Raw genomic sequence first — 24,058 nt, forward strand, 5'->3', positions numbered from 1 at the left:
TATATCATAGTCATAACGATTTTGAGTAGCTAATGACTGACTTAGACACAAGAGAATGGTTACTTACTAATGGCTTGGGTGCTTTTGCCAGTGGTACAGTTTCTGATGTGCGGACACGTACTTATCATGGTTGGTTATTCGCGGCGACAAATCCCCCTGTCGGGCGAAAATTACTGCTTTCTCACTTAGAAGCAAGTCTGGAAATATCAGGAAAAGTCATAGCACTGGGGACGAATTTTTGGGGTGGTGGTCAAATTGAACCGACAGGCTATAAACTGCTGCACAATTTTGATATTAACCCAGTTCCTAAATGGATGTGGGGTAAGGAGAATTGGCAGTTAAGTAGACAGTTGGTGATGCCTCATGGGTGGGGAAATGAGGAGAATAAATTACCAATGCCCAATTCCCAAAGGACTTTAATCCAGTATCGGTATGAGGGTAAGGATGTAGGGATTTTAAGGTTAAGACTGCTGATAGGCGATCGCGATTTTCATCATCAGCAAACCGAGAGCGAGAAATTACAATTTTCCCAATTAGTCAGTCAACGCCTACTTTGTCTACAAGCGAATATTGATGGGGAATTTGGTACACCTTGGCATCTGCGCTGGACAAAAGGAGAATATCAAGCCAATGAAGTTTGGTACTGGAATTATAGTTTACCAGAAGAAACAAAACGCGGCTTACATGATCTAGAACACCTCTATAGTCCCGGTTATTTAACAGTTAATCTCCAACCAGGAGATACAGTCACCCTAGAAGCAAACGTAGGTTTACCCAGCCTCCAGCAACCTATTCTCTCACCAGATAGCTTTGTAGAAGCCGTAGAAGCCGAACAAGAGAGACTTTCGCAAATTTTCGGCTGGAGGCTAGAAGAAGCAGGGAGCAGGGGAAGCAGGGGAGCAGGGTGCAGGGTGCAGGGGGAAAAAAACCAATTACCAATTACCAATCACCAGTCCCGAATTTGGGAACAACTGCTTAAAGCTAGTGATCAATTTATTGTCTATCGCGCTTCTATTGCTGGACCGACAGTAATTGCTGGATATCACTGGTTTAATGATTGGGGAAGAGATACCTTGATTGCTTTACCGGGATTGACACTGGTGACACAGCGCTTTGATTTAGCCAAAGGGATATTAAAAACTTTTGGACGTTACTGTCGTCATGGACTGATTCCCAATGCTTTTCCTAATTTCGACAGCGAACCACTTTATAACAGTATTGATGCTGCATTGTGGTGGATTGAAACCTTAGGACTGTATTTAGAAGCTACTGAAGATTGGCAGTTTTTAGTAGAGGAGTTCCCAGTTGTGCAGCAAATTCACAAAGCCTTTGTTGGTGGTACTCACTACAATATCCAAGTAGATGCTACTGATGGGCTAATTTGTTGGGATGCTAATGGTGTGGCTCTTACCTGGATGGATGTGGTAATTGGGGGATTACCTATTACTCCCCGTCGTGGTAAGCCAGTAGAAATCAATGCTTTATGGTATTCTGCTTTATGTTGGTTGAGTCAATGGGCAGAACGCTTGAGCCAAATAGATTTAGGCAATTCTGTACGTTTAAATAATCAAGCCCAACGCTATAGACAGCAAGCAGAACAGGTAAAAGCTTCGTTACAAAAATTTTGGAATCCGCAGTTAGGCTATTTTTATGACTTCATTGATTTAGAAGATGGACGGAATTCGCAAATTCGCCCTAATGCAGTTTTGGCATTATCTTTGCACAATTGCTGTTTTTCTCAACAGCAAGGCCGTCAAGTATTGGATTTGGCTACTTCCTGTTTGCTAACTCCCTATGGTTTGCGTAGTCTTGATCCTGGTGATCCAGAATATATAGGTATATATAACGGAAATTCAGAACAGCGCGATCGCTCTTATCATCAAGGTACTGTTTGGACTTGGTTAATTGGTGCTTATATCCGGGCTTGGGAACGTTTTTATCCAGATGAAAAATTACCTTTTAACTGGGAACCGCTAATAAATCATTTTCTCTCTAGTGCTTGTATTAATTCGATTTCGGAAATTTTTGATGGTGATACACCGCATATATCTAAGGGTGCGATCGCTCAAGCTTGGTCTGTGGCTGAGGTGATTCGGCATTTTAGGTAATTGGATTTGATGAGATATCTGCTGGCAGAAGCGCCTTGCGATCGCACTTCTGCCTTCTTCTAGCTGGCTCTATCTAAACCTTGAACTTACCTTCAGCAAAATCAAGTTTATACTGCTCCAAACGGCTTTCTAATCGGGTCAACATTTCCTCAATCCGAGCATCGCTGCTCAGAATGGGCTTTGCTGTTTTTACCAACTTAGATAGTTCCTGTGCAGTGGTTTGTTGTCGTAACCACTGCCGTATTTGCCGCGCTGGAGTCAAGAGATTATCCCACTGATTAGAAGTATTGTCATTACTATTTGTTAAAGAACGAGGTTGATGCAAGCGTCTCAGTGAATGAGGCTGATACTCAAGCTGCATAGAAGCACACCAATCTTGCCATTTGACAGGTAGAATCGAAGAATTAGTCTTTACGGGAATCCACGGTGTTCTGAGGGCATCTGCAACGATTGCACCATGCATTGCTTCACAAATAAGTACTTCTGTTTGCCGAATTTTTGTCAAAATATCTTCTATTTCCCAGGACGGACTGATATAGCCAAACCCCAGTTGATCACAGACCCTTTGCCAGGCATCTCCGGCCAAATCATAGTGAGGCATATAGGAGAACTTATATTTTTTAGTAACTGAACTTTGATTAATTAACTTACGTATTAGAAGTGCGCCATCGGTAATTGCTAAATCGCTGCTGACACCAAGACTTTGTGCGGAGATTGGTCCTCGTAAGCAGTAGATGTGGTAGGAATCATCCAGAACTGGCATACCTTTTTCATAACCTGCACCAGTACTAAATATCACTCGATGTTTTGCATTAGGGGTACGTCTTGGGAGTGCATCGTTAATTAGAGTACCAATACCAACAAAAGCAGAACTTGGATCTTCATCCAAAATCCCTGGAAGCAGCTGCTCCCACAACCAAGGATTAAGCGCATCTCCAAAATTTTGCTTGCCCTTCGGATATTTCCAATAGTAAAGTTTCATCGTTAACAGGATAGAATATTTTTCCTGTCTTATAGTATCATAAAATACAGCACATATTTAGATATAGCATGGTGTGTTACATTTCATTAACGCATCCTACAAGCTGCTTGTTCAATAGTCATAGTTTTACTTCTAGGATTATGATGTAATTATGTTATGGATTATCACTTTTGATCTGAATCAGGATGTTCAGGATTTGAAGATTTACAGGATGTTTTTTTTATATTTATCTACATTTTCAGAAGTTGCATTTTGTCTGAATCAGGATGTTCAGGATTTGAGAATGTACAGGATGGTTTTTTAATATTTATCTATATTTTCAGAAGTTGCGCTAATTTCAATATCCCAGAATATCAAAATCAAATATAATCCTATTAATTTTTTAGTCTTGATTATCCTGATGATGATTAAAAAATATAAAATATAGATGAATTTATATCTAGTTTTCATCCTCCCAAATTGTGTAATTTTCTGCAAATACATCCTCCCATGTTAAAGCAGTAATTTCTGGTTTTTTACCCATTTCATCCCTAGCATCTTGTTTAGCAGATGTAAAACATTTATCCCAAATAAATTCTAAAAACTCTCGATTAAGACTAGGCATTTCTTCTTGACTATCACTAATTTCTCTCCTCGCTGAACGAATGGAAATTACCCAACTAGCACTACGTTTTTCCGGTTGACATTTCCATTTAATTATATGTAACATCAATCGAGTTAATTGACTAATAACTGCTCTTTTTTCTGATCTTCCCATTGACTCTGCTAAACTTTCTAAAATCTGATCAACTTCTGCCATTTTTCCCTCCTTTAGCAATTCTTTGGCTTTCTTTACTGCTAAGTATGGTGATTGAAATACCAGTTCATTCGCTGTTAATGTCATAATTTCTCTTGGATGGTATTATAATCAATAATAGCATAAAATTAAAAATGTCTGAATCTTGATGTACAGGATGGTTTTTTAATATTCATCTACATTTTCAGAAGTTGCATTTTGTCTGAATCAGGATGTCCAGGATTTGAGGATGTACAGGATGGTTTTTCCATATTCATCTACATTTTCAGAAATTGCGCTAATTCAAATATCCCAGAATATCAATATCAAATATAATCCTGTTAATCCTTTAATCCTGGTTATCCTGATTCAGACAGTTAAATTTTAATAAAAAACGGTGCATTACATTTCATTAACGCACCTTACGAGATGAGCTATCTATTTCATTTAATAAGTATTAAGTTTAGGATATTGAGAAAATAAACATCCCTTTTTGTCTGAATCAGGATGCACAGGATTTGAGGATTTACAGGATGACTTTTTCATATTCATCTACATTTTCAGAAGTTGCATTTTGTCTGAATCAGGATGTCCAGGATTTGAGGATGTACAGGATGGTTTTTCCATATTCATCTATATTTTCAGAAGTTGCGCTAATTCAAATATCCCAGAATATCAATATCAAATATAATCCTGTTAATCCTTTAATCCTGGTTATCCTGATTCAGACAGTTAAATTTTAATAAAAAATGGTGCGTTACATTTCATTAACGCACCCTACAGTCTGATTCAGACAATTAAATATTAATAGCAAACAGTGCATTAAATTTCATTATAGCAATTACCATTCAAATGAGGTACAAGCTGTAATAATTAAACGCAGATGGACACAGATAAACGCAAATGATTTTGTACTTCACCAGACTAGAAAATACTATAATGCACCCTACGAGATGAGCAATCGCACTGAAAAAATATTTTAAAAACTCTATCTACTCTAAAGTTTGAAAAGCTTTCAGCATAGCAGTCTGACCACCCCAAGCTCGTCTAATATTATTGGGATCAATAATCCGACAATTACCAAATACTTGGTTCTTTTGCAACCGCCATCCATTAACACTAGCTATGTCAATCCAAAAGACATGACCACCCATAGTTGGTGTTAAAATATTTGGCATTGATCCCACTTTCTCTAAGAGTCTACCAAGTAATTGGGGATCTTCTGCAATACGAGTAAGTACCCTAATTGCTAAAACTTATGGAATATTACTCATAGTCATTCTTCTTCTGAAATATAACTATTGATTGCATAGAAATTTTAGTTATGTTATAATAATTGACTCAAATATGCAAGCATTATACTGATCTCTTGCTATATCATTTATAAAAGTTCCTGTAGAGACGCACCCCAAAAACGCCTCTACAAAAAATCCCTAAATCACAAAACCTCCCTACCCAAATAAACCTGCAAAACCTCCGGTACTTTAATCGTCCCATCAGCTTGCTGATAATTCTCCAAAATAGCCGCCATTGTCCTTCCCACAGCTAAACCAGAACCATTTAAAGTATGTACAAATTGCGTCCCTTTCTTACCAGCTTCCTTAAACCGAATATCCGCCCTTCTCGCTTGAAAATCAACACAATTAGAACAACTAGAAATCTCTCGATATTTCCCAGAAGATGGCAACCAAACCTCTAAATCATAGGTCTTTGTTGCCCCAAAACCTAAATCAGCAGTACATAAATTAATCACCCGATAAGGCAACTTTAAACCCTGTAAAATTGACTCTGCACTAGCAACTAACTTCTCTAATTCCTCAAAAGAATTTTCCGGTTTTACTAACTTCACCAACTCCACTTTATTGAATTGATGCAACCGAATTAAACCCCGCATATCCCGTCCATAACTTCCTGCTTCTCGACGAAAACATGGCGTATATGCACAGTGATAAATTGGTAATTCTTCCGCGTTGATAATTTCTCCCCGATAAAAATTTGTTACCGGAACTTCTGCGGTAGGAATTAACCACAATTCATCATCTGCACATTTAAAACTTTCTTCTGCAAACTTCGGTAATTGTCCTGTTCCGGTTAAAGAATCAGTATTAACTAACAACGGTGGACTAACTTCAATATACCCATTTTCAATATGCTTTGAAAGCATAAATTGAATTAACGCCCTTTCTAAAGCAGCACCCGCACCTATCAAACTTACAAACCGACTTTGGGCAATTTTCACCGCTCTTTCAAAATTCAAAATACCCAACTTTTCCCCAATTTCCCAATGAGGTAAGATATTTGGGTTTTCGGGTTTATATTCATCTCCCCATCTTCTCACCTCTGGGTTATCATCTTCACTCTGACCAATGGGAGTAGAATCACTAGGAAGGTTAGGAAGTGCTAAAAGTAAATCTTGAATTTGTGCTTTGAACTCTTTTTCTTGGGGTTCTAAATCGCTTAATATGGTTTTAATGTTATTTCCTTCTTCCTTTAAAGCGAGAATTTCCTCACTTTGAGGATTAATACCAGATTTTACCTTTTGTCCAACCAATTTACCAATTTCATTACTCCGGGCTTGCAGTTCGTTACGTTTTACTTCTAGTTCCCGTTGTTTTTGACTCAAATCTAATATAGGCTGAATCTCGTATTTACCACTACGAGTATTCAACTTGTCTTGTACCAGTTGGGAATTTTCTCTAATTTGTTTAATATCTAGCATTTCTTGGTTGTTAGTGATCGGTGATCAGGTGGTTAGAAACCCTATTTACACAGACAAAACCCAGATCCGTGGGTTACAATTGAGTCCAGGCAGGTGGACTTTGTTTGTGTAGCCGCGACTTCTAGTCACCAGGGCTTTTATCCATCCTAATTATGCCTAATTTCGAGTTTTTATGGTTTTGTAATGCGATTCAGTAACCACAGAGATGATAATACTCCGGCAAAGTGGGCTGAGATAGTGTTGATGTTCGCCTGGACTACAAACATATCTAAACCGCTAATAAATGGTTGATTGCCTTGAGTACCGAATAAAAACTGGGTTTGGGTAATTGCTCTGGCTGCTAAACTACCAACTATGGCCTGCGCCCCCAATAGTGTGAGGAGAATTCCTCCTAAATTTACCCATATTCCTAAGCGTAAGACTTGCACAGTCTCGCTTTTGCGAGGGCGGTTATTGGGATTGCTAGATTGGAGGTCTTTGGCAATTCTGGTGTACCGGAAAGCTAAAAAAATGCCCACACCTAAGGTAATTAGTCCGCAAATTGCTAAGAAAAGGCCAAATCCCGTTCCCGGATTGTTCGCTGGGCTTCCTGGTCTTTGACTAGAAATAGCATATAGCAGTAAAATTACCCCAGAAACCACAGCTAATACTAACTGAATCCAGAAACTAATCCAACCTGCCAAGCGAAACGTTTGGGCAATGATCCTGAGATTAGAGGATGAAGCTTCAGGGTTTTGTGACATAAGGAACTGGGGATAAATTAAAAATTAAAAATTAAAACTTAAAAATTCCCGAAAATTTCTATTGGCGGGTTTTTTTCTGTTGTCCGTAAATTCCAGAATAATTGATAATAGATAAGTCTGAACAGTCAAAAATTAAGAATTGTTTATGGATACTGCTATTGTGCAATCTACGTTACTGCTAACTTTGTTATTATCGATTGGATTATTTTTCTTTATTCGTGCTGCCACCAAGGACAGGATCGAAAGAGCGCAATTACTATCTGAGCAAGATGAAACGACTCTGATGAACCAATTAAAGGAGTATTTTCTGTCCCGTTCTTACCAAGTCATCGCCGTAGATAGAGAGAAGAACCAAGTGACCTTTGAAGGTTTTGTGAGACCTAGCTGGTTTTTAGCTGTATTTTTGACGTTACTAGCAGCTGTGGGTCTTGTTTGTTTATCACTGGTTTTGTCGTTTCTTTTTTCTAGTCAAAGTAAATTTTTGTTGTTACTAGTCCTACTTTCACCTTTGAGCGGGTTATTTTACTGGCAAAAAGCTGGAAGACTTGAGAAGGTGTCACTCAAAATGGAAACAATCCAGGGCGAACAACACTCCTCAAGTAAAATAACTGTTGTTGCCCATCGAGATGAACTTGCTGAGTTACAAAGGGCTTTACAGTTAAAAACTGATGACTGAAGGTTGATTTTTCAGATCATCACTTCATGATCAGAGAGACTTCTGACTGACTTTTGAGGACATGAAATAGTAGGGAGGAGGCAAAACAAATCGAGGATTGCCAGTTTGCCTGACGAGTAGTTTCGCAAGGAAAATTGAGATTCGTTGACAGAGTATCTTGGCAATTTCAGCTATGAGACTGTAAATCTACACTTGGCTTTCTAATGCTTTTGCCTCTGTTGCTACTCCCCGCTGCATCATCATATTAGATATTTACTTCTCCGACTAAGCAAGCTTAAAAGGATTTGTTCATCTAATGTGGAGAAGCTTGACTGGTGGTTTTTCAGCTACAAACTTAGAGAGAAATGGAATTTTTGCATAAACTGAACTATTTGGCCAGTTAATTATTGTCAGAGTCAGAAGTTAGAAGTCAGAAGTCAATGCCGAAGATCAGCATTTACCAGTTATCGACTAGCTACAGCCAGCAATTCTTGTGCAGTTGGAGGTTCTAGAACTCGCAAACTGGGAAACAAGAAATGATTCTCTTCTACGTATTGAGCGCCAAACAGTCCTTTTTCCGCCCAGAAATAACGGTCTGTTGTGTGTTCATTCCGTTTTACAAGTAGCAAGGCAGGTGGCAAAATACCCTCAGCTTGAATGAACTTTCTTGCTGCTGTCACAGGTTTATCTTCGCCGCTTTCGATGCTATATTGAGGCACATGTTCCAGAATTCGCCGTCCTTCCTGGCGACGACGACTTTTCCTTTTACGTCTCCTTGCCAACCTATTGTCCTCCTCTTTCAAGCTATAAGATTGTAGTGATAGCTACAAAACCCGTCGTAATTATATAAGTTATAGTTTAAAAAATCAATGGGTTTTAATGTTTTGATACAAGGAATTTAATATGGTTGAATTTAAGGTCATTCGCAGTAGCTATTATAGCAACCTTCAAACTGCTGAGGACATTAATTGCTAGTGCAGCTTGGCATAAGCCAGGGATAAAAATTAGACCCAAATAGACTTTAAACCCTGTCATCTCCTATACAAATGTGCAAATATCAACTAGTACAGCCTAGGGAAAATAAATATCTAGTAAAGCTTCACAAAATTTGTAATTAATATTCTGTAAGTGTTTTAGACTTTGTCAATGGGTGGCTGATTTACGCCAACCTGTACTAGTTTAAATGGCTTATTTCTTTGAGAAAACGAGTTTTCTTGCCTGTTGCTGCCAGTATTGCTGATGAATTACATTGGCAATATCATTCTTGAGAATAAAGCATGAGGAAGAAGATTTAGTTAAGCTGTATTAAATGGGGTCAGAAAAAAGAGGCTATGTTTTTTAATTTTCCCTGCAAGTCTGTAATCCTGAGCAAGAGCTAAAAAATGTTAATGTCTGCCAGTTCGGATTTTATTGCTCTGTGTCGAGAGCAAATATCGTTGCTAACTCAAGGGCTGGGAGCTTCCTTGAGTGTTGTTTATTTAACACAAGAATTGGTAGAAACCTCCACAGGTGAGGCGCAATTGATTCCTGTGGTTGTTTATCCAGAAACGGGAGTATTAAGACATGGGGATGAATATGTGGAGGGAATGGCACACAGCCAAATAAAAACTGGCAATGTTTTAGCATTACCAAATCATCGCCAAAAGTTACTGACAGCAGGAGGATTATCTTCTAATTCATCACAGGAGTCTGGGAACAGGAATACAGATAAAAGTAATTTCCAAGAGGACTATCTACTCAATGGGAATCAAATTGTTTTACCTCTGATTTATGAGGGTGTGATGATGGGATTATTGGTAACGGGTAGGGAAGACAGAGCTTGGAATGAAAGGGAAGAAAGTGAAATCCAACGGATAGCTCAGACTATGGCGATCGCTTGTATTTTAGATCAACGTCGAGCTTGGTTACAGCACCAGCTACATCAACAGCAAATTCTGCAAGAACAGCAACGGGATTTATTAGATAACCTTTTGCACCAGTTTCGTAACCCTTTAACGGCTATCAGAACTTTTGGTAAACTACTATTTAAGCGACTGCGATCGGCAGATCCTAACCGAGATGTAGCGACTAGTATAGTCCGCGAGAGCGATCGCCTCCAAGAACTATTGCAACAGTTTGATCAAGTCATTGACTTAACAGAAGCAGATTTAACAGCAATTTCTTTGCCAGAATCTGATTTTGTTGTTGAGGCATCTGTGCAACAAGCTCCCCAGCCAGTATTATTATTGCCTGGTACGGGAGAAAAGATGACTGATTGCTCATTAGCCGATTTATTAGCACCATTAATAGTCTCGGCTCAAGCCATAGCCCAAGAGCGAAATCTGCAATTGCTCAAGAATATCCCTAGCAACTTACCATTGGTACAAGCTAATATTAAAGCATTAAGAGAAGTGTTAAGTAATATTATTGATAATGCTTTAAAATATACCCCATCTGGCGGAAAAATTTGGATTCAAGCCGGCAAAAAAAGAACTAATTTTCAAGGTATAGCTATTAGTGATAACGGGCCTGGTATTCCCCCTGAAGATTTACAGCATTTGGGGGAAAGGCATTATCGAGGTGTACAGGCACAAACAGAAATTCCTGGGACAGGTTTAGGGATAGCAATAGCTAAACAATTAATAGAGCAAATGCAGGGTGAAATTGAGGTTTTCAGCCCTGCACTAACATCAGATTTTACTTCTTCATCAACTCCAGGAACCACAGTTATGATTTGGTTACTTGAAGTTATTCATTAGACATCTACCAATAAGAATAGAAACCTAGAATAAGTAGATTTTATCTGGGGTTAATTATTCTTGTTTGGGGATTTCTTAGTTTTCTGTTGATTAGTTATTAGTCATGAATTATGGAACATCAGCTAATAACCAATCATATCGTGTTCGGTTAAAGACTTATAATTAGGACTGACGCGGAGGGTTTTTTGATAAGTAATTAAGCGAACATAATATCACTATGGAAGAGAAATTACTAAGCTTTGATCGACTCTCATATCTAGATCTGTATTAGGTTCAATGGCGATTAAATCGATACTACTCTTACCAAAGAACAGACCAATTAACGCCCCAATACCAGCACCACCTAAAACTTCTTCTGTGGCAATAGCGCGATCGCCTGTAACCGCAGATACCCCTGCTGCTGCTGCTGCTCCCAAAACGGTATTTTTGAGAATTGAACTAAGACTGCTGCCTTTTTTGACAGTTTCAGTTTTGGTAATCACATCAGAAGAAGCACTAATGTTATATTCTTTACCTGTGGTCAAAATTAATTTTTCAGCCACAAATTGAGAACCACCTGTAGCAGGTTTGAGTTTACCAATAACTTGACTACCAGCGGGTATCACCACTGTTCCATCTTGGGTAATTACATTTTGTGATGTTGTCAGAGTTAAAGGTGCGGTTTCGTCTTTAGTGACGAGAATCTTTTCTGCCTGTTCATACTTCACAGGGATAGTAGTTCCTTGAGGAATAGTGACAGATGTAACTGGGGTAGATATAGAAACTATATAAGGTGAGTTAATAGCTGTGGCTTGATTGGAACTAACCAAGGCTTGGTAAATAAACGCTGCTACCTGCGCTCTAGAAGCTGTAATAGTGGGATTGAGGAATTTAACATTAGGATAATTGACAACAATTCGTCTTTCAGTTGCTGCTGCTATGGGACTACGAGCGTAACCAGAGATACTGGAGGCATCGTTGAAGTATTGCAGAGTTGTCTCCACATTACCAGTAGTAGGATATTCCAAACCATTGGCCAGGGAAACTAAAACTTGTTCACGAGGAATAGCTTGGTTGGGTCTGAATTCATTGCCAGGATATCCAGATAAGAAACCGATGGTGTAAGCTTGCCGAATAGCATTGTATGCCCAGTAGTTGCTGGGTACGTCATTAAAATTAATTGCTGTCCGTTGTGCTGGCTTGCTGAACGCTTTGTTGATCATCGCGGCAAATTGGGCGCGTGTGACCGCTTCTTCTGGACGAAATGTGCCATCAGGAAAGCCGGCAATTACACCTCGCTGGGATAATTGCTGAATAAACTGTGATGCCCAGTAGTTAGACGAAACATCAGAAAAAGCAGTTTGAGCGTATGTGGGCGTAACTGTAAATAAGGGTGCTACAGTACCTGCTGTCACACTCAAAGCCATGATGAGGGCTGTTTTTGATTGCCATTGATTTAAAGTAAACATTGATATTACTCCTCTAAAATTATTTGTTCTTTCTGTTAACTACATCTGTTAACTACCTAGACCATTTTGACAATAAACGGTTCCCAGCAGCTTCTATATTTGGTAACTACTTTTACTAATATTTCGTGTACCATTGGTAATATTATCATGTCCTGTTGAATACTTATCATTAGAACTGACGCAGAAACTTGGCAGGAAAAACAGAAATTATGGCATGAGTTTTGGGCTATTGGTCTTTGGCAATCAGCCGATTAGATATAACTAAGGACATAAAATCAAGCGATCGCCTACAATCTTTACAGTGGCGATCGCTATTTAAGCGCTATTAAAGTCACGACTCAAGTTAAGTCTAGTTGCGAGGGATGACCAAATTTGACTGAAGTGTGATTGATAAATCATCTTCTGGGCGGAGAACGAAGACATCAACAGATTTTTTCCGCAACAGCACACTTGCTAAAGCACCAGCAGCACCACCAGCAATGGGTTCTAAAACTTCAATTTTTTTGTTCCCTGTCAGCAATGATATTACGGTAGCAGCACCTGCACCAATAGCTGCATCAGTTAATATTTGCCCAGTATCGCTGCCTTTGGAAATTTTTTCAGTTTGGGTGATTGTTTGAGAATTGGCATTAATCGCTAATCGCTGTCCTGATGAGAATACCAATTCTTTGGCTACAAAGCGTACACCTTTATTATTATTGCTGCTGCTCGGATAATTATTGTACAGGTTCACAGGTTCTAGCTGCCCAACAACTTCAGTATTAGCGGGAATTAAAATATTTCTATTACTGTCGATGATGTTGCTGCGTATCTTCAATGTTAGGGGTGAAGTTTCACCAGGAGTGACAATTACTTTCTCTTTTTCATAAGTAACAGGAAAGGTGACTCTTGCCGGAATATTAGTTATTCTGGATTGATTCAGATTGTATCCTTGTGCTTGAACAGGAGCAAAGGTAAATAAAGGCGTAGCAGCACCAGTAGTAATTGCTATTGCCATGAGTGCAGCGGTGCTAGATTTCCAAGGAAGAAGACGACTCATAGGATAGGTTCCAATAATATCTGTTATCTGTTGTGACGTGGATTTACTGGGATAGTTTCTGATATTTTTTCAACTTCAGATCCAACATTTTTCCCAAATCCAAAAGTCTAAATATAGCGGTTGATGTGCAATTGTTACAGCAGTTTTTGCACTTACTAATATGGCTGATTAGATTCTTGTGTGACGTGTGTTTGCAGAGATTGTTCCTGAAGTTTTTTGAGCGCCTATTTCTGCACATCCTACAGAAGTGAACAGGAAGCATCCCAATTTTGCAAAAATATACGCAACTAACCCAAAAAACCTGTTAAACCTCTTACCTATGCCTATGGCTCCTGCGTCGCCACGCAAGCTATCGGCACGCTACGCGAACGCGCTCTTCGCGTCTTTGCGGTTCGTTTATTTCATGCTTTGTATTCAGTTGGAAGCTCAGATAAAAAATAAACTTACACATTTGGGATGCTCCCAGTGAACAGGGAATAGGGTTGACACTCTCTGTTTATATGGTTTAGTTCGGAAATTTTGTACCTCATTTATCGGAAATCCTAAAAAATTAGTCTATGAATTGTAAATTTTTGTAAAATAGATGTCTTCAAGACTAGAAACCTGTTGTTTGAATCGCTAAACTAACAAAGAAGTGCATCTGTACTGTTAATTATTAAAATTGTAAATGTGGCGCTATAGCCTGAATGATCCCAGTACAACTTATTCTCAAAAACTTTCTTAGTTACCGTGATGCAACTTTAGATTTTGGCGGTTTGCACACGGCTTGTATTTGCGGTTCCAATGGTGCGGGTAAATCTTCTCTTCTTGAAGCTATTACTTGGGCAATTTGGGGTGAAAGCCGTGCCACAGTGGAAGATGATGTAATTTATTCTGGTGCAAAAGAAGTCAGAGTTGATTTTACTTTCCATAATAACCAACAACAATATCGGGTAATTCGTACCCGTCTGCGGGGTGGAACTAGCGTCCTGGAATTTCAAATTGAAACGCCTACAGGCTTTCGTCCTCTAACTGGGAAAGGAATCAGAGCAACTCAGGATGTAATCATACAACATATCAAACTTGATTATGATACTTTTATTAATTCTGCTTACTTACGTCAAGGACGAGCCGATGAATTTATGCTCAAACGTCCCAACGAGCGCAAGGAAATTTTAGCAGAGTTATTAAAACTCAATCAATATGATGAATTAGAAGAACGAGCAAAGGACAGTTTTAAAAAGTACAAATTCCGAATCGAGGATTTAGAGCGTTCTTTGGAGGGAATTAAAACGCAACTCCAACAACGGGAGATGACAAAGACGCAAACAGCAGAGTTAGAAGTTCAACTGAATAACCTGCAACAGATACAAGCTTTGGACAATATTCAATTACAAAGTTTGCAAGTTGTCCAACACCAACACCAAAACTGGGAACAACAACTGAGTTTTGTGCGACAACAATATCAGAATCTTAGCCAAGATTGCGATCGCTTGCATCAAGACCACTTAGCTGCAAAATCCCAAATTGCAGATTTACAAGCAATTCTCAATCAAACAGCCGAAATTCAAGCTGGATACAGCCAATATCAAAGTCTGCGCTCTCAAGAAGAAGCTTTTGCTGCCAAATTTGAACAACATACCCGCGCTACAGGTTTACAACAACAACAGCAAAAACAGCTGAATAAACAAATTCAAGAAATCGAACGTCAACTGCAACAAGCCGAAGCTCAATTAGAAGCTTTAGAACAACAAGAGCGAGAAATTCAGCAAACTCTCACTAAATCCACGGAAGTAGAAGCAGCTTTAGCGCAATTAGCTACCGCACGCAATCATTTGACTAATTTGGATCAATTGCAAATGCAAGTGAATCCTTTATTACAACAACGAGCCACTTTACAAAGTCAATTAGATCGCACTCATGCTGGATTATTAGCACGACTAGAACAACTGCAAAATACAGAAAACCAACTCCAAAACCAACATCGTCGTCAACCCCAGCTACAACAAGCTGTAATGGATGTGGGTGTCCAAATTGAAGCATTGGAGAAAAAACGGGTTTATTTACAGAGAGTGCAAGAAAAAGGACAGGAACGCAGACACTTTATCGAACGTTTGCAAGCTCACCAACGGGACTACGAAAAATTACTTTCAGAACTAGAGCAAAAATTACAAATGCTCCAAAATCCCAATGCACTGTGTCCATTGTGCGAACGTCCTTTAGATGAACATCACTGGAATCGAGTCATCGAAAAAACGCAACTTGAATACGACGATACCCAAGGACAATTTTGGGTAGTGCGAGAACAAATGGCGGTTTCCGATAAAGAAATTCAGGTGCTAAGACAAGAATATCGGGATATATCTCAGCAGTTATCAGCTTATGATGCTTTAAGAGAACAACGGGGACAGTTAGCTGCACAATTGGCTGCGACAACAGATATCCAAACACAGTTACAAAAAATTGCTTTGGAAAAAGCACATTTAGAGCTTTCTCTGCAAGGTAATTATGCGCCTGAAAAACAAGCTGAACTTCAACAGTTAGACCAATATCTACAACAACTTAATTATAGTGAACAAGATCATGCTTTAGCTCGGAGTGAAGTTGAGCGTTGGCGGTGGGCTGAAATTAAACAAGGACAAATTAAAGAAGCAATTAAACGTCAAACTAAATTAGCTGCTAGGAAACCCGAACTGCAAGCTAATATTGGCCAACTGAAAACTAGAATTCAAGAAGAACAAATAAATTCTGATATTGCTAAACAGATAGAAGCTTTAACTGAGAAAATTGCCGAACTTAACTATAGTTCCGAGGAACATAATCACCTGCGTCAATCTGTACGTGAGCTTCAATCTTGGCATTTGCGTTATCAACAATTATTATCTGCTCAGGAGCAGTATCCGCAATTGCAAACGAAATTGCAAGATTTAGCAACTTCTGAAAATAGCAGATTAGCAGAACGGCAAAATTTTGCCAGCCAAATTGACGCTATTGTTGAACAATTAAAAGCAACAGCTAATCCCGTTGCCCAAATTCAGGCTTTAGAACAGCAATTAGCAATTCGTAGGCGCGAACTTGATGAAAAAATCGCTAAGTTGGGGCGTTTAGAACAAATGGCACACCAATTGGATATGCTGCAAAGTCAGTATGAGCAAGAGCAGGAACAACTGCAAGCTTCTAAGCAGCAACAGCGTGTTTATCAGGAATTAGCGCAAGCTTTTGGTAAAAATGGTATCCAAGCTTTGATGATTGAAAATGTGTTACCGCAACTAGAAGCTGAGACAAATCAACTACTTTCACGATTGAGTGCAAATCAGTTACACGTCCAATTTGTCACCCAGAAGGCGGGAAGGAGTGGAAAGTCTAGTAAGAAAAATGCCAAGTTAATAGATACATTAGATATTTTAATTGCTGACGCTAGGGGGACGCGAGCTTATGAAACTTATTCTGGTGGGGAAGCGTTTAGAATTAACTTTGCGATTCGGTTAGCATTAGCAAAATTATTAGCGCAGCGTGCAGGTGCAGCGTTACAGTTGTTGATTATTGATGAAGGGTTTGGAACTCAGGATGGGGAAGGTTGCGATCGCTTGATTGCGGCGATTAATGCGATCGCTACTGATTTCGCCTGTATCCTCACTGTCACCCATATGCCCCACCTCAAAGAAGCTTTTCAAGCCCGGATTGAAGTTAATAAGACTCAGCAAGGTTCACAGCTATCTTTGTTAATTTAATCGCTGTTGTTGATGCAAATACTTGACATTATGTAAATTTATTCGTAATAATACGGGTGCTGGAGCTAAACTCCAAGAATAAGCATTCAATATTGCAGATTACGCTGCAATCACACCATACAGAGTGTATATTACTACTCATCTGTGACGTTTTCTCCTATTTATAATTGTGTTCCCTAAAAAACAATTGTTTGCAAAACTTATTGTATGTGCAATCTAGCTTATCAATAAACCACCTGAACTATCTAAACAGGATTGAGTAACTTAGGTGCGTATTATACAAAAAGTTTGAATTCCAAAGAACATATTAATTTAATTACAGAGTGAGTAATTGAAACCACATCTCTTAGTAGATAAAAGCTGGAATTAAAACACATACTACTAGGGGAAATTTCCCCACAACATAAACAGAAAGCTAATTTTTTCGGCTTTTTGCACATTGGATTGTGTAGTTATACAGCTAACTTTTGCTGCTTATTTGAACTTTTAGGATGCTTAATTATGTGACAGTATGAAAATTATTTTGGTGTCTAGGTTTTATCAATATCTACGGCTCCCGTAAGCGATAGAGTTAGTGTCCTAACAACCTTAGCGATTGTAATAAATCATAGTTATTCATGCACAATTAAACATAAATAATCAGAAAACATCAGCATTCTACTAGAGCAAAGACTAATATGATGATTGTAATATTCGGGGTGTTCATCTGCTTGGGAATTCAATTAATAGTTTTAGGTATATTAAATTTTGTATTGTCTAACTTCTATAATCAAATATTAGGAAACTACCATATCTCTGATAAACATGAAGATTTATACTTAGAAAAAATGCAATTAGAAATTGCTGAACGCCAGCGCATTCAAATAGAATTAGAAAAAATTTTGGCTTTACAACAAGTAACACTAGAATCAACTACAGACGGTATTTTAATAGTAGATAATTTAGGCAAAATTTTAGCGTACAATCAAAATTTTCTAGAAATGTGGCATTTTTCTAAATTCTTAATTGAGTCAGAAAATTACAGCCAAATACTCAGATTAGCCATCAAGCAACTAGAAAATCCCAAACATTATTTGCATATATTAAAAGAATTCAGTCAAAATCCAGATACAAAAATGACTGAGACAATTTTTTTTAAAGATGGCACAGTATTAGAAGCTTATTCACAATTGACTTATATTAGTGAGAAAAAAATTGGCAGAGTTTGGAGTTTTCGTAACATCACCGCTGAAAAATTAGCATCAGACATCGTTAATTATCAAAGGTTATATGATTCTTTGACTAATTTGCCAAACCGGAAATTATTCAAAAAGATTCTCATCGCAACTTTAGCAAAAGTCCATAAAAATAGTAAATTAGCTGTGTGCTTTTTGGACTTAGATCGCTTTAAAAAAATCAATGAAACTTTAGGTTATGCTCTTGGTGATAAGCTCTTACAAATGGTTGCCCAACGCTTAAACGAATGTTTACGTGAGGGTGATATTGTTGCCCGTTGGGGAGGTGATGAGTTTACTATTCTGTTACCAGAAATTAGTGATATTAAGGATGTAAATTTAATTCAAGAGCAGATATTTTCAGCTTTTAAACAAGGATTTAAGATAGAAAATCACCACTTCAATATTACCCCCAGTATTGGGATTGCTATTTATCCTTTGCATGGAGAAGATGCAGAAACATTGATAAAAAATGCTGATGCAGCCTTATATTGTGTACAATCACAGGGACGCAATAACTACGGACTATATCAAACAAGTATTAATTCACAAGCTTCGGAATTGTTCATGTTAGAAAATAGCTTATACAATGCCTTAGAGCGACAAGAACTTCAAGTTTATTACCAACCACAGATAAATAGTTCTACTGGTGAAATTACAAAAATGGAAGCTCTGCTGCGTTGGCAACATCCAGAAATAGGTTTAATTTCACCAGCAAATTTTATCCCTATTGCTGAAGAAACGGGATTGATTTTACCCATTTCTGAATGGGTTTTAAAAACAGCGTGCTTACAAACCAAAGTATGGCAAAGTGATTTGAATTTGCCATCTCTATCAATCGCTGTCAATTTATCAACCAGACAGTTCCAGCAGCCAAACTTAGTTGCCATGATTCAACAGATATTATCAGAAACCAAGTTAAAAACTAAATATTTGGAGCTAGAACTTACTGAAACTGCGGCTATGCAAGATGTAGAATTGACTAAACAGATTTTAAGTGAATTAGGTGATATAGGAATTACTATTTCGATAGATGACTTTGGCACAGGATATTCTTCATTAAGTTATTTGCAAGACTTTCCTATTCATTCATTAAAAATTGATCGATCCTTTGTCTGTAATCTAACAAATAGCAATAGCGATTCAGCAATTATAACAGCAATAATTGCATTAGCTAATGAACTAAATTTAGCAGTTGTTGCAGAAGGAGTAGAAACTGAAGAACAATTTGAGTTATTACGACTTCTAAACTGTGAAGTTATGCAAGGGTATCTTTTTAGTTATCCTTTATCAGCAGAGGATGCCACGAGTATGCTGAAAGAATATCAACCTAAAAAAGTTAGAAACTCCTTTTTAGTTGGATAAAATCAGATTCTGATTTATTGTTTTTCTTGAGGTTTCTCTGTTAGTTATTTTGTCTCTGGTTTTTATTCAGATCGTTTGGTGTTGGCTGCTTTTACCCAACCTTCTTGGCCACTACCTTCAACGCGAATTTTTTGCCAAACTTTATCCGAACTTTCTTCTAAAACGATGATTTTTTGATTAAACCCAGCACTACCATCACGTCCAGCATCTTGTTTTGGTTCAGTTCGCAAACGTAAACCTTGAGGCCAAGTGACAATCCCTCGGTAAGCCCCTGGTGGTAATGAATCAGGTGATTCTGAGGGAGTAGGAGAAGCTTCTGTCTTAGGTGTCGGTTTGGGAGTAGATGTGGTTTTTACCGGAGTTACTTTTGGTTTGTCCGGTTTGGGATTATCATTAGCAAATTTAGGTTTCTCTGGGTGTACAGAGGTGCGATTGACAAAATAGAGGGCTACTGTCATGCCGCTACCTAATAAGACTGCGATCGCTAATACAAAACCAAGTATAAGTTTAAGTAAGCCAGAAAGCATATTTATATCCTTTAGTTATTGGTAATTGGTAATTGATGATTGGTAAATTTTTAACTGTCACCTGTCACCTGTCAACTGTCACCTGTCCCCAGTTCCTGTTTTCATCAATAGTCCATAGTAATTGATCATGAAACTATGAACTATTGATTAAGTAATTTTGACTAAAATATTATTACATTTGGCGTTCAATGCGTTCACTTAAAGGATTATGCTTTGAAGCCAGACGCGCCCTTCCCGCAGCAGCCCATTCTTGTAGTTTTTGAATCTGTTCCACCGCAGTTCGTGCTAAAGGGATGATTTGACTAGCCGCTTCTAAAATATCATCAGTTGTAAAATCACGGTTTTGGCTAAAACCAATGTGCATGGCTTCAATTAACGTTTGTTCAATCTCTGCACCGGAAAAATCAGGGGTTTCATAGGCTAATCTCTCGATTTCATAGCTTTTCAAATTGTGGGGACGCAATCTGGATAAATGGACGTTAAAAATGGCTTTTCTCTCTTCTTGGCTAGGTAAACCGACAAAGAAAATTTCATCAAATCGCCCTTTCCTCAACATTTCTGGGGGTAAAGCTTGAATATCGTTAGCGGTAGAAACAACAAACACCGGAGAAGTTTTTTCGGCTAACCAAGTGATAAACGTCCCAAAGACTCGGCTAGTTGTTCCTGCGTCACCTTTACTACCCAACCCCGAAAAAGCTTTATCAATTTCATCAATCCACAATACACAGGGTGCGAGGGCTTCAGCGACTTGAATCATTTGGCGAGTGCGGGATTCTGATTCACCGACTAAACCGCCAAATAACCGCCCTACATCTAAGCGTAACAGGGGTAAATGCCAATTATGTGCGATCGCTTTTGCAGTTAAAGATTTACCAGTTCCTTGAATCCCCACCAACATTAAACCACGGGGGTGCGGTAATCCGTACTGTCGCGCTCGTTCTGTAAATGAACCACCCCGACGGATTAACCAATCTTTAAGGTTATCAAGTCCCCCTATATCAGAAATCTGCTCAGTAGCCGGGTAAAAGTCCAGGATTTGGGTTTGGCGGATAGTTTGGCGTTTTTCCTCCAAAACTAAATCAACGTCTTCTGGTTGTAATTGTCCGTGGGATGCTAAAGCCCTCGCTAAAACTCGGCGTATCCTTTCCATAGATAAACCTTGACAAGAACGCACCAAGTCATCAAGAAATTTACCAGAAGGTAAGTTACCCGTTGCTTGTAATAACCGTTCTACTTCGGTTTTAATTTCCGCTGCGGCTGGTAAAGGAAATTCAACCACCGTCAACACTTCCATTAAATCGTCAGGAATAGCGATACGTGGTGATAATAAAACAATATTTTTCGGTTGGGATTTGAGGAGTCGGGCTAAGTTACGGAGTTTGCGAGAAATGGCGACATCATCTAAAAAGCGGTGATAATCCCGAAGAATTAAGACTGCTGGGGCTGAAGCTGGTAATTTTTCGATAAATTCTAATGCTTGTAACGGGTTGCGCTTCCCAAACCCCACATCATTGGGGTTTCCTTGATAACCATCGACAAAATCCCAGGTATAAACGGGGCGATTTCCTTGGTTTGTGGCTTCTTCACGGATAGCGGCTTCTACCCGTTCTTCTTCGTAGGTGGGAATATAAATCAGCGGGTAGCGGGCGCGGAGGAGGAGTTTAAATTCGTCTCGGAAGTTCATAAGGTAGTTGTTGGTGGTGATTTGTTATTCTCCTATTGTTAAGGCTTGTATCGTGTCTAACAACTGGGAAATACTCTGAATATGGATTTAATGAACCGCGAAGGCGCGAAGAGCGCGAAGGAAGAAGGGAAGAAGAGAAGATCCGTTAAAACGGACTAAATAATTCAATATTTGCTTAGTCGTCTTGAGACGACTTTTACTATTAGCCTGAGATTGAAATCTCAGGCGGATGTTAGGAATAATGCAAGATATTCAGTTAATTAACTTTCTTCAAGCATTCTTTTAACTCTTCTACCAATTCAGATAAGAACTCTGGCTGATATTTAATTATCCATTCTGTGAGTTTTTTTGAGTGAGTGGTTTTCTTAAACTCTAATAGAGTTTCACAGAAGTTTTGGAACAAATTTTCAAGAATATTCGCCCCATGAACTTTAGACAACCAATTCTCATCTGCAACATCTTTTTCTTTGACACCTGGAAGCAAATAACTTTTTTCGGTTTTAATCTTCTCTAAATATTCCTGAACTTGATTTATAGTTATAGGTGTTTCTAGCCATACAGCTTCTTCATTAATTATTGCTGTTATTGCTTCTGGGTTAAGAAGGATATAATTTTCATACATAGGTAGTTTTAAAAACTTAAATCCTATCCTCTGTAAATCTTCAATCTGCTTGTCCGTTTTCTTTTCTCTATCAAATATAAATATAGATTTCTCTGGTATTAGGCTTATTCCTGATTTGAGTTTGTCATAAATATTAGCTACAAGAGAGGAGTGCTTACCATCAAGTAGCGCATCTGTACTTTTTACAGATAGAATTTTCATGCCTTTCAATGGCATTTCTACTAGAAATTTATCTATAATTAGAGGAAAACATTTTTCCTCAGTCGGACCTTCAACCCAAAGAACACTATCAGCACCAAAAACATCTGATAATCTAACTCCTAGTTCATCTAAAATTTCCTTTTGTAGATTTATATCTTTTGCATCTATGACTGATGTAGTTGTTTCACAATTTTCATATTTCAGCTTGATAATATTAGAAGGATCTGCTGTTGTGATAATATCTGGTGAATGAGTAGAAATAAAATATTGATGCTGGGGAAATTGTTTAATAGTCTTTATCAGCTTTTTCGCTGCACCTGGATGTAAAAATGATTGTGGTTCATCAATAATTAATGTTCTAGGTTCTTCAGAATAAACTAGGATATATACAATTGCTAATACTTGACCAACTCCACTTCCACATGATGATAGAGGAAGTGATAAATCATCTTTGTTAAGTTGAGGATCTATTATCCAAACCTTAATTTCAACCTCTGAATTATCTCTTGGTACTACAGAAATCCATTTTATTTCCTCCAGAATTTCTGAAACTAGTTTATTGAATTTGGCAAATGTCCCTGGATTTTTACCTTGCAATATACATATTGATTCAGCAAGATTAGAAGCATCTGATTTGAGTTGTTCATTATTTTCAAATTTGCAACTACCAATATTTTGACGTTCAGCTTTAAATCTGTAAATACGACTTACAAAAATGTCAAATAGTTTGTAACCTATTGTCTCTTCGTTTTTGGGCTGATACTTCATAAAAGTTTTTTCTTGTTCATATTTTTCTTCTATGTCGTTATAAATATCCACAACATGACATTCTTCAATATCCATGTTGTCATCTCCATATATAAATTTGTAAAAATGGTGGCTTATTTTATTAGAATATGCCCCCAAAATCATTAGTTCGTCTGTTAACTCATTATCAATTAGTCCATTGGGAAGTATAGTTACTGTTAGTTCTGTATCATCTGGATTGTCTATAAAATTCTTAAGTTTTTGAAATGCTTTTTTCACCAATTGATTAATTTTATTTTCACTATCATAATTGTAACCTTCTGCATCTCTTCCCATATCATATAGAGAAATTTCAACTATATCATCATCTACATCACCCTCTGGTAGAGGAAATAGAAAATTGGGAGAGTAATTTTTTATAAAATTTCGCAATTTATCTTTCTCAATTTGCAAAGTAATTTCTATTTTTGATTCTTCTTCTATCCTCGAACTCTTATTTGGTAATGTCTTTAAACTTTTATGTGTATGATCTTCTTTAAAATCCAGTGTCATTACCTCAAGTAAAGATGTTTTACCTGCATTATTTTTTCCAACAATAATATTGACACCTGGCGCAAATTCCATTACCCCAGAGTCGAAATAAGACTTATAATTATATACTCGCAGCTTCTTGATATACATCTTGTGTCATTTATATACTCAGCTAATTCTATTATTGGCGATTTCACTTAATTTGCCAAGTAAAATTAAATAAACTAAGTATAGCAGTGTGTTAGACACT

16 protein-coding genes are annotated in these 24,058 nt (G+C 38.0%); 5 read left to right on the forward strand and 11 right to left on the reverse strand.

All coding sequences use genetic code 11. The annotated features are described in order from the left end of the window. Positions 1-32 precede the first annotated feature (32 nt). Positions 33-2,108 (forward strand): amylo-alpha-1,6-glucosidase, encoded by a 2,076-nt coding sequence (locus ANA7108_RS0100890; protein ID WP_016948868.1) that lies wholly within the window; start codon positions 33-35, stop codon positions 2,106-2,108. 73 nt (positions 2,109-2,181) lie between these two features. Here ANA7108_RS0100890 and ANA7108_RS0100895 read toward each other — a convergent pair whose 3' ends face one another. From ANA7108_RS0100895 to ANA7108_RS0100920, 5 genes are all read right to left on the reverse strand, one after another. After that, positions 2,182-3,090 (reverse strand): polysaccharide pyruvyl transferase family protein, encoded by a 909-nt coding sequence (locus tag ANA7108_RS0100895; RefSeq protein WP_016948869.1) that lies wholly within the window; start codon positions 3,088-3,090, stop codon positions 2,182-2,184. 439 nt (positions 3,091-3,529) lie between these two features. After that, positions 3,530-3,973, reverse strand: a complete 444-nt coding sequence (locus ANA7108_RS0100905; RefSeq protein WP_016948870.1) for a DUF29 domain-containing protein — start codon at positions 3,971-3,973, stop codon at positions 3,530-3,532. An 884-nt stretch (positions 3,974-4,857) separates the two neighbouring features. Next, positions 4,858-5,043 (reverse strand): hypothetical protein, encoded by a 186-nt coding sequence (locus tag ANA7108_RS0100910; protein ID WP_016948871.1) that lies wholly within the window; start codon positions 5,041-5,043, stop codon positions 4,858-4,860. A gap of 260 nt (positions 5,044-5,303) precedes the next feature. Further along, on the reverse strand, positions 5,304-6,584 hold the full coding sequence (serS, locus tag ANA7108_RS0100915; RefSeq protein ID WP_016948872.1) for a serine--tRNA ligase: 1,281 nt from the start codon (positions 6,582-6,584) through the stop codon (positions 5,304-5,306). 170 nt (positions 6,585-6,754) lie between these two features. Then, on the reverse strand, positions 6,755-7,327 hold the full coding sequence (locus tag ANA7108_RS0100920) for a DUF3611 family protein (protein WP_016948873.1): 573 nt from the start codon (positions 7,325-7,327) through the stop codon (positions 6,755-6,757). Positions 7,328-7,472: 145 nt separating this feature from the next. Between ANA7108_RS0100920 and ANA7108_RS0100925 the strand changes: the two genes are divergently transcribed. Further along, positions 7,473-8,003 (forward strand): cofactor assembly of complex C subunit B, encoded by a 531-nt coding sequence (locus ANA7108_RS0100925; RefSeq protein ID WP_016948874.1) that lies wholly within the window; start codon positions 7,473-7,475, stop codon positions 8,001-8,003. A 443-nt stretch (positions 8,004-8,446) separates the two neighbouring features. Here ANA7108_RS0100925 and ANA7108_RS0100930 read toward each other — a convergent pair whose 3' ends face one another. Beyond that, complete coding sequence (locus ANA7108_RS0100930) at positions 8,447-8,764, reverse strand: DUF3155 domain-containing protein (RefSeq protein WP_026103913.1); 318 nt, start codon at positions 8,762-8,764, stop codon at positions 8,447-8,449. Between the two features lie 600 nt (positions 8,765-9,364). Between ANA7108_RS0100930 and ANA7108_RS0100940 the strand changes: the two genes are divergently transcribed. Next, positions 9,365-10,720 (forward strand): ATP-binding protein, encoded by a 1,356-nt coding sequence (locus ANA7108_RS0100940; RefSeq protein WP_016948877.1) that lies wholly within the window; start codon positions 9,365-9,367, stop codon positions 10,718-10,720. A gap of 215 nt (positions 10,721-10,935) precedes the next feature. Here ANA7108_RS0100940 and ANA7108_RS0100945 read toward each other — a convergent pair whose 3' ends face one another. Both ANA7108_RS0100945 and ANA7108_RS0100950 read right to left on the reverse strand, forming a co-directional pair. Then, the gene (locus ANA7108_RS0100945; protein ID WP_016948878.1) at positions 10,936-12,168 is read right to left on the reverse strand and encodes an S-layer homology domain-containing protein; all 1,233 of its coding nucleotides are present in this window, start codon (positions 12,166-12,168) and stop codon (positions 10,936-10,938) included. Between the two features lie 349 nt (positions 12,169-12,517). Next, on the reverse strand, positions 12,518-13,207 hold the full coding sequence (locus ANA7108_RS0100950) for a hypothetical protein (protein ID WP_016948879.1): 690 nt from the start codon (positions 13,205-13,207) through the stop codon (positions 12,518-12,520). A 686-nt stretch (positions 13,208-13,893) separates the two neighbouring features. Here ANA7108_RS0100950 and sbcC point away from each other — a divergent pair. Beyond that, positions 13,894-16,917 (forward strand): exonuclease subunit SbcC, encoded by a 3,024-nt coding sequence (gene sbcC / locus ANA7108_RS0100955; protein WP_016948880.1) that lies wholly within the window; start codon positions 13,894-13,896, stop codon positions 16,915-16,917. A 677-nt stretch (positions 16,918-17,594) separates the two neighbouring features. Then, positions 17,595-19,496 (forward strand): bifunctional diguanylate cyclase/phosphodiesterase, encoded by a 1,902-nt coding sequence (locus ANA7108_RS0100960; RefSeq protein WP_016948881.1) that lies wholly within the window; start codon positions 17,595-17,597, stop codon positions 19,494-19,496. A gap of 62 nt (positions 19,497-19,558) precedes the next feature. Here ANA7108_RS0100960 and ANA7108_RS0100965 read toward each other — a convergent pair whose 3' ends face one another. From ANA7108_RS0100965 to ANA7108_RS0100975, 3 genes are all read right to left on the reverse strand, one after another. Further along, positions 19,559-20,023 carry an SH3 domain-containing protein gene (locus ANA7108_RS0100965; RefSeq protein WP_016948882.1) on the reverse strand — a complete coding sequence of 155 codons (465 nt, stop codon included), beginning with the start codon at positions 20,021-20,023 and terminating at the stop codon, positions 19,559-19,561. A gap of 172 nt (positions 20,024-20,195) precedes the next feature. Beyond that, a complete protein-coding gene (locus ANA7108_RS0100970; protein WP_016948883.1) occupies positions 20,196-21,707 on the reverse strand; it encodes an AAA family ATPase in 1,512 nt (503 codons plus the stop codon). 256 nt (positions 21,708-21,963) lie between these two features. Continuing rightward, positions 21,964-23,958, reverse strand: coding sequence for an AAA family ATPase (locus ANA7108_RS0100975; protein ID WP_026103914.1), 1,995 nt, complete (start codon positions 23,956-23,958; stop codon positions 21,964-21,966). Positions 23,959-24,058: the final 100 nt, after the last annotated feature.

Origin of the sequence: Anabaena sp. PCC 7108, assembly GCF_000332135.1 — a bacterium.
GTDB lineage: Bacteria > Cyanobacteriota > Cyanobacteriia > Cyanobacteriales > Nostocaceae > Anabaena.

What these genes read in the sequence shown, in the direction of transcription:
- ANA7108_RS0100890 (WP_016948868.1), top strand. Translation starts at nt 33, where the DNA reads ATGACTGACTTAGACACAAGAGAATGGTTACTTACTAATGGCTTGGGT.
- ANA7108_RS0100895 (WP_016948869.1), bottom strand. Translation starts at nt 3,090, where the DNA reads ATGAAACTTTACTATTGGAAATATCCGAAGGGCAAGCAAAATTTTGGA.
- ANA7108_RS0100905 (WP_016948870.1), bottom strand. Translation starts at nt 3,973, where the DNA reads ATGACATTAACAGCGAATGAACTGGTATTTCAATCACCATACTTAGCA.
- ANA7108_RS0100910 (WP_016948871.1), bottom strand. Translation starts at nt 5,043, where the DNA reads ATGCCAAATATTTTAACACCAACTATGGGTGGTCATGTCTTTTGGATT.
- serS (WP_016948872.1), bottom strand. Translation starts at nt 6,584, where the DNA reads ATGCTAGATATTAAACAAATTAGAGAAAATTCCCAACTGGTACAAGAC.
- ANA7108_RS0100920 (WP_016948873.1), bottom strand. Translation starts at nt 7,327, where the DNA reads ATGTCACAAAACCCTGAAGCTTCATCCTCTAATCTCAGGATCATTGCC.
- ANA7108_RS0100925 (WP_016948874.1), top strand. Translation starts at nt 7,473, where the DNA reads ATGGATACTGCTATTGTGCAATCTACGTTACTGCTAACTTTGTTATTA.
- ANA7108_RS0100940 (WP_016948877.1), top strand. Translation starts at nt 9,365, where the DNA reads ATGTTAATGTCTGCCAGTTCGGATTTTATTGCTCTGTGTCGAGAGCAA.
- ANA7108_RS0100945 (WP_016948878.1), bottom strand. Translation starts at nt 12,168, where the DNA reads ATGTTTACTTTAAATCAATGGCAATCAAAAACAGCCCTCATCATGGCT.
- ANA7108_RS0100950 (WP_016948879.1), bottom strand. Translation starts at nt 13,207, where the DNA reads ATGAGTCGTCTTCTTCCTTGGAAATCTAGCACCGCTGCACTCATGGCA.
- sbcC (WP_016948880.1), top strand. Translation starts at nt 13,894, where the DNA reads ATGATCCCAGTACAACTTATTCTCAAAAACTTTCTTAGTTACCGTGAT.
- ANA7108_RS0100960 (WP_016948881.1), top strand. Translation starts at nt 17,595, where the DNA reads ATGATGATTGTAATATTCGGGGTGTTCATCTGCTTGGGAATTCAATTA.
- ANA7108_RS0100965 (WP_016948882.1), bottom strand. Translation starts at nt 20,023, where the DNA reads ATGCTTTCTGGCTTACTTAAACTTATACTTGGTTTTGTATTAGCGATC.
- ANA7108_RS0100970 (WP_016948883.1), bottom strand. Translation starts at nt 21,707, where the DNA reads ATGAACTTCCGAGACGAATTTAAACTCCTCCTCCGCGCCCGCTACCCG.
- ANA7108_RS0100975 (WP_026103914.1), bottom strand. Translation starts at nt 23,958, where the DNA reads ATGTATATCAAGAAGCTGCGAGTATATAATTATAAGTCTTATTTCGAC.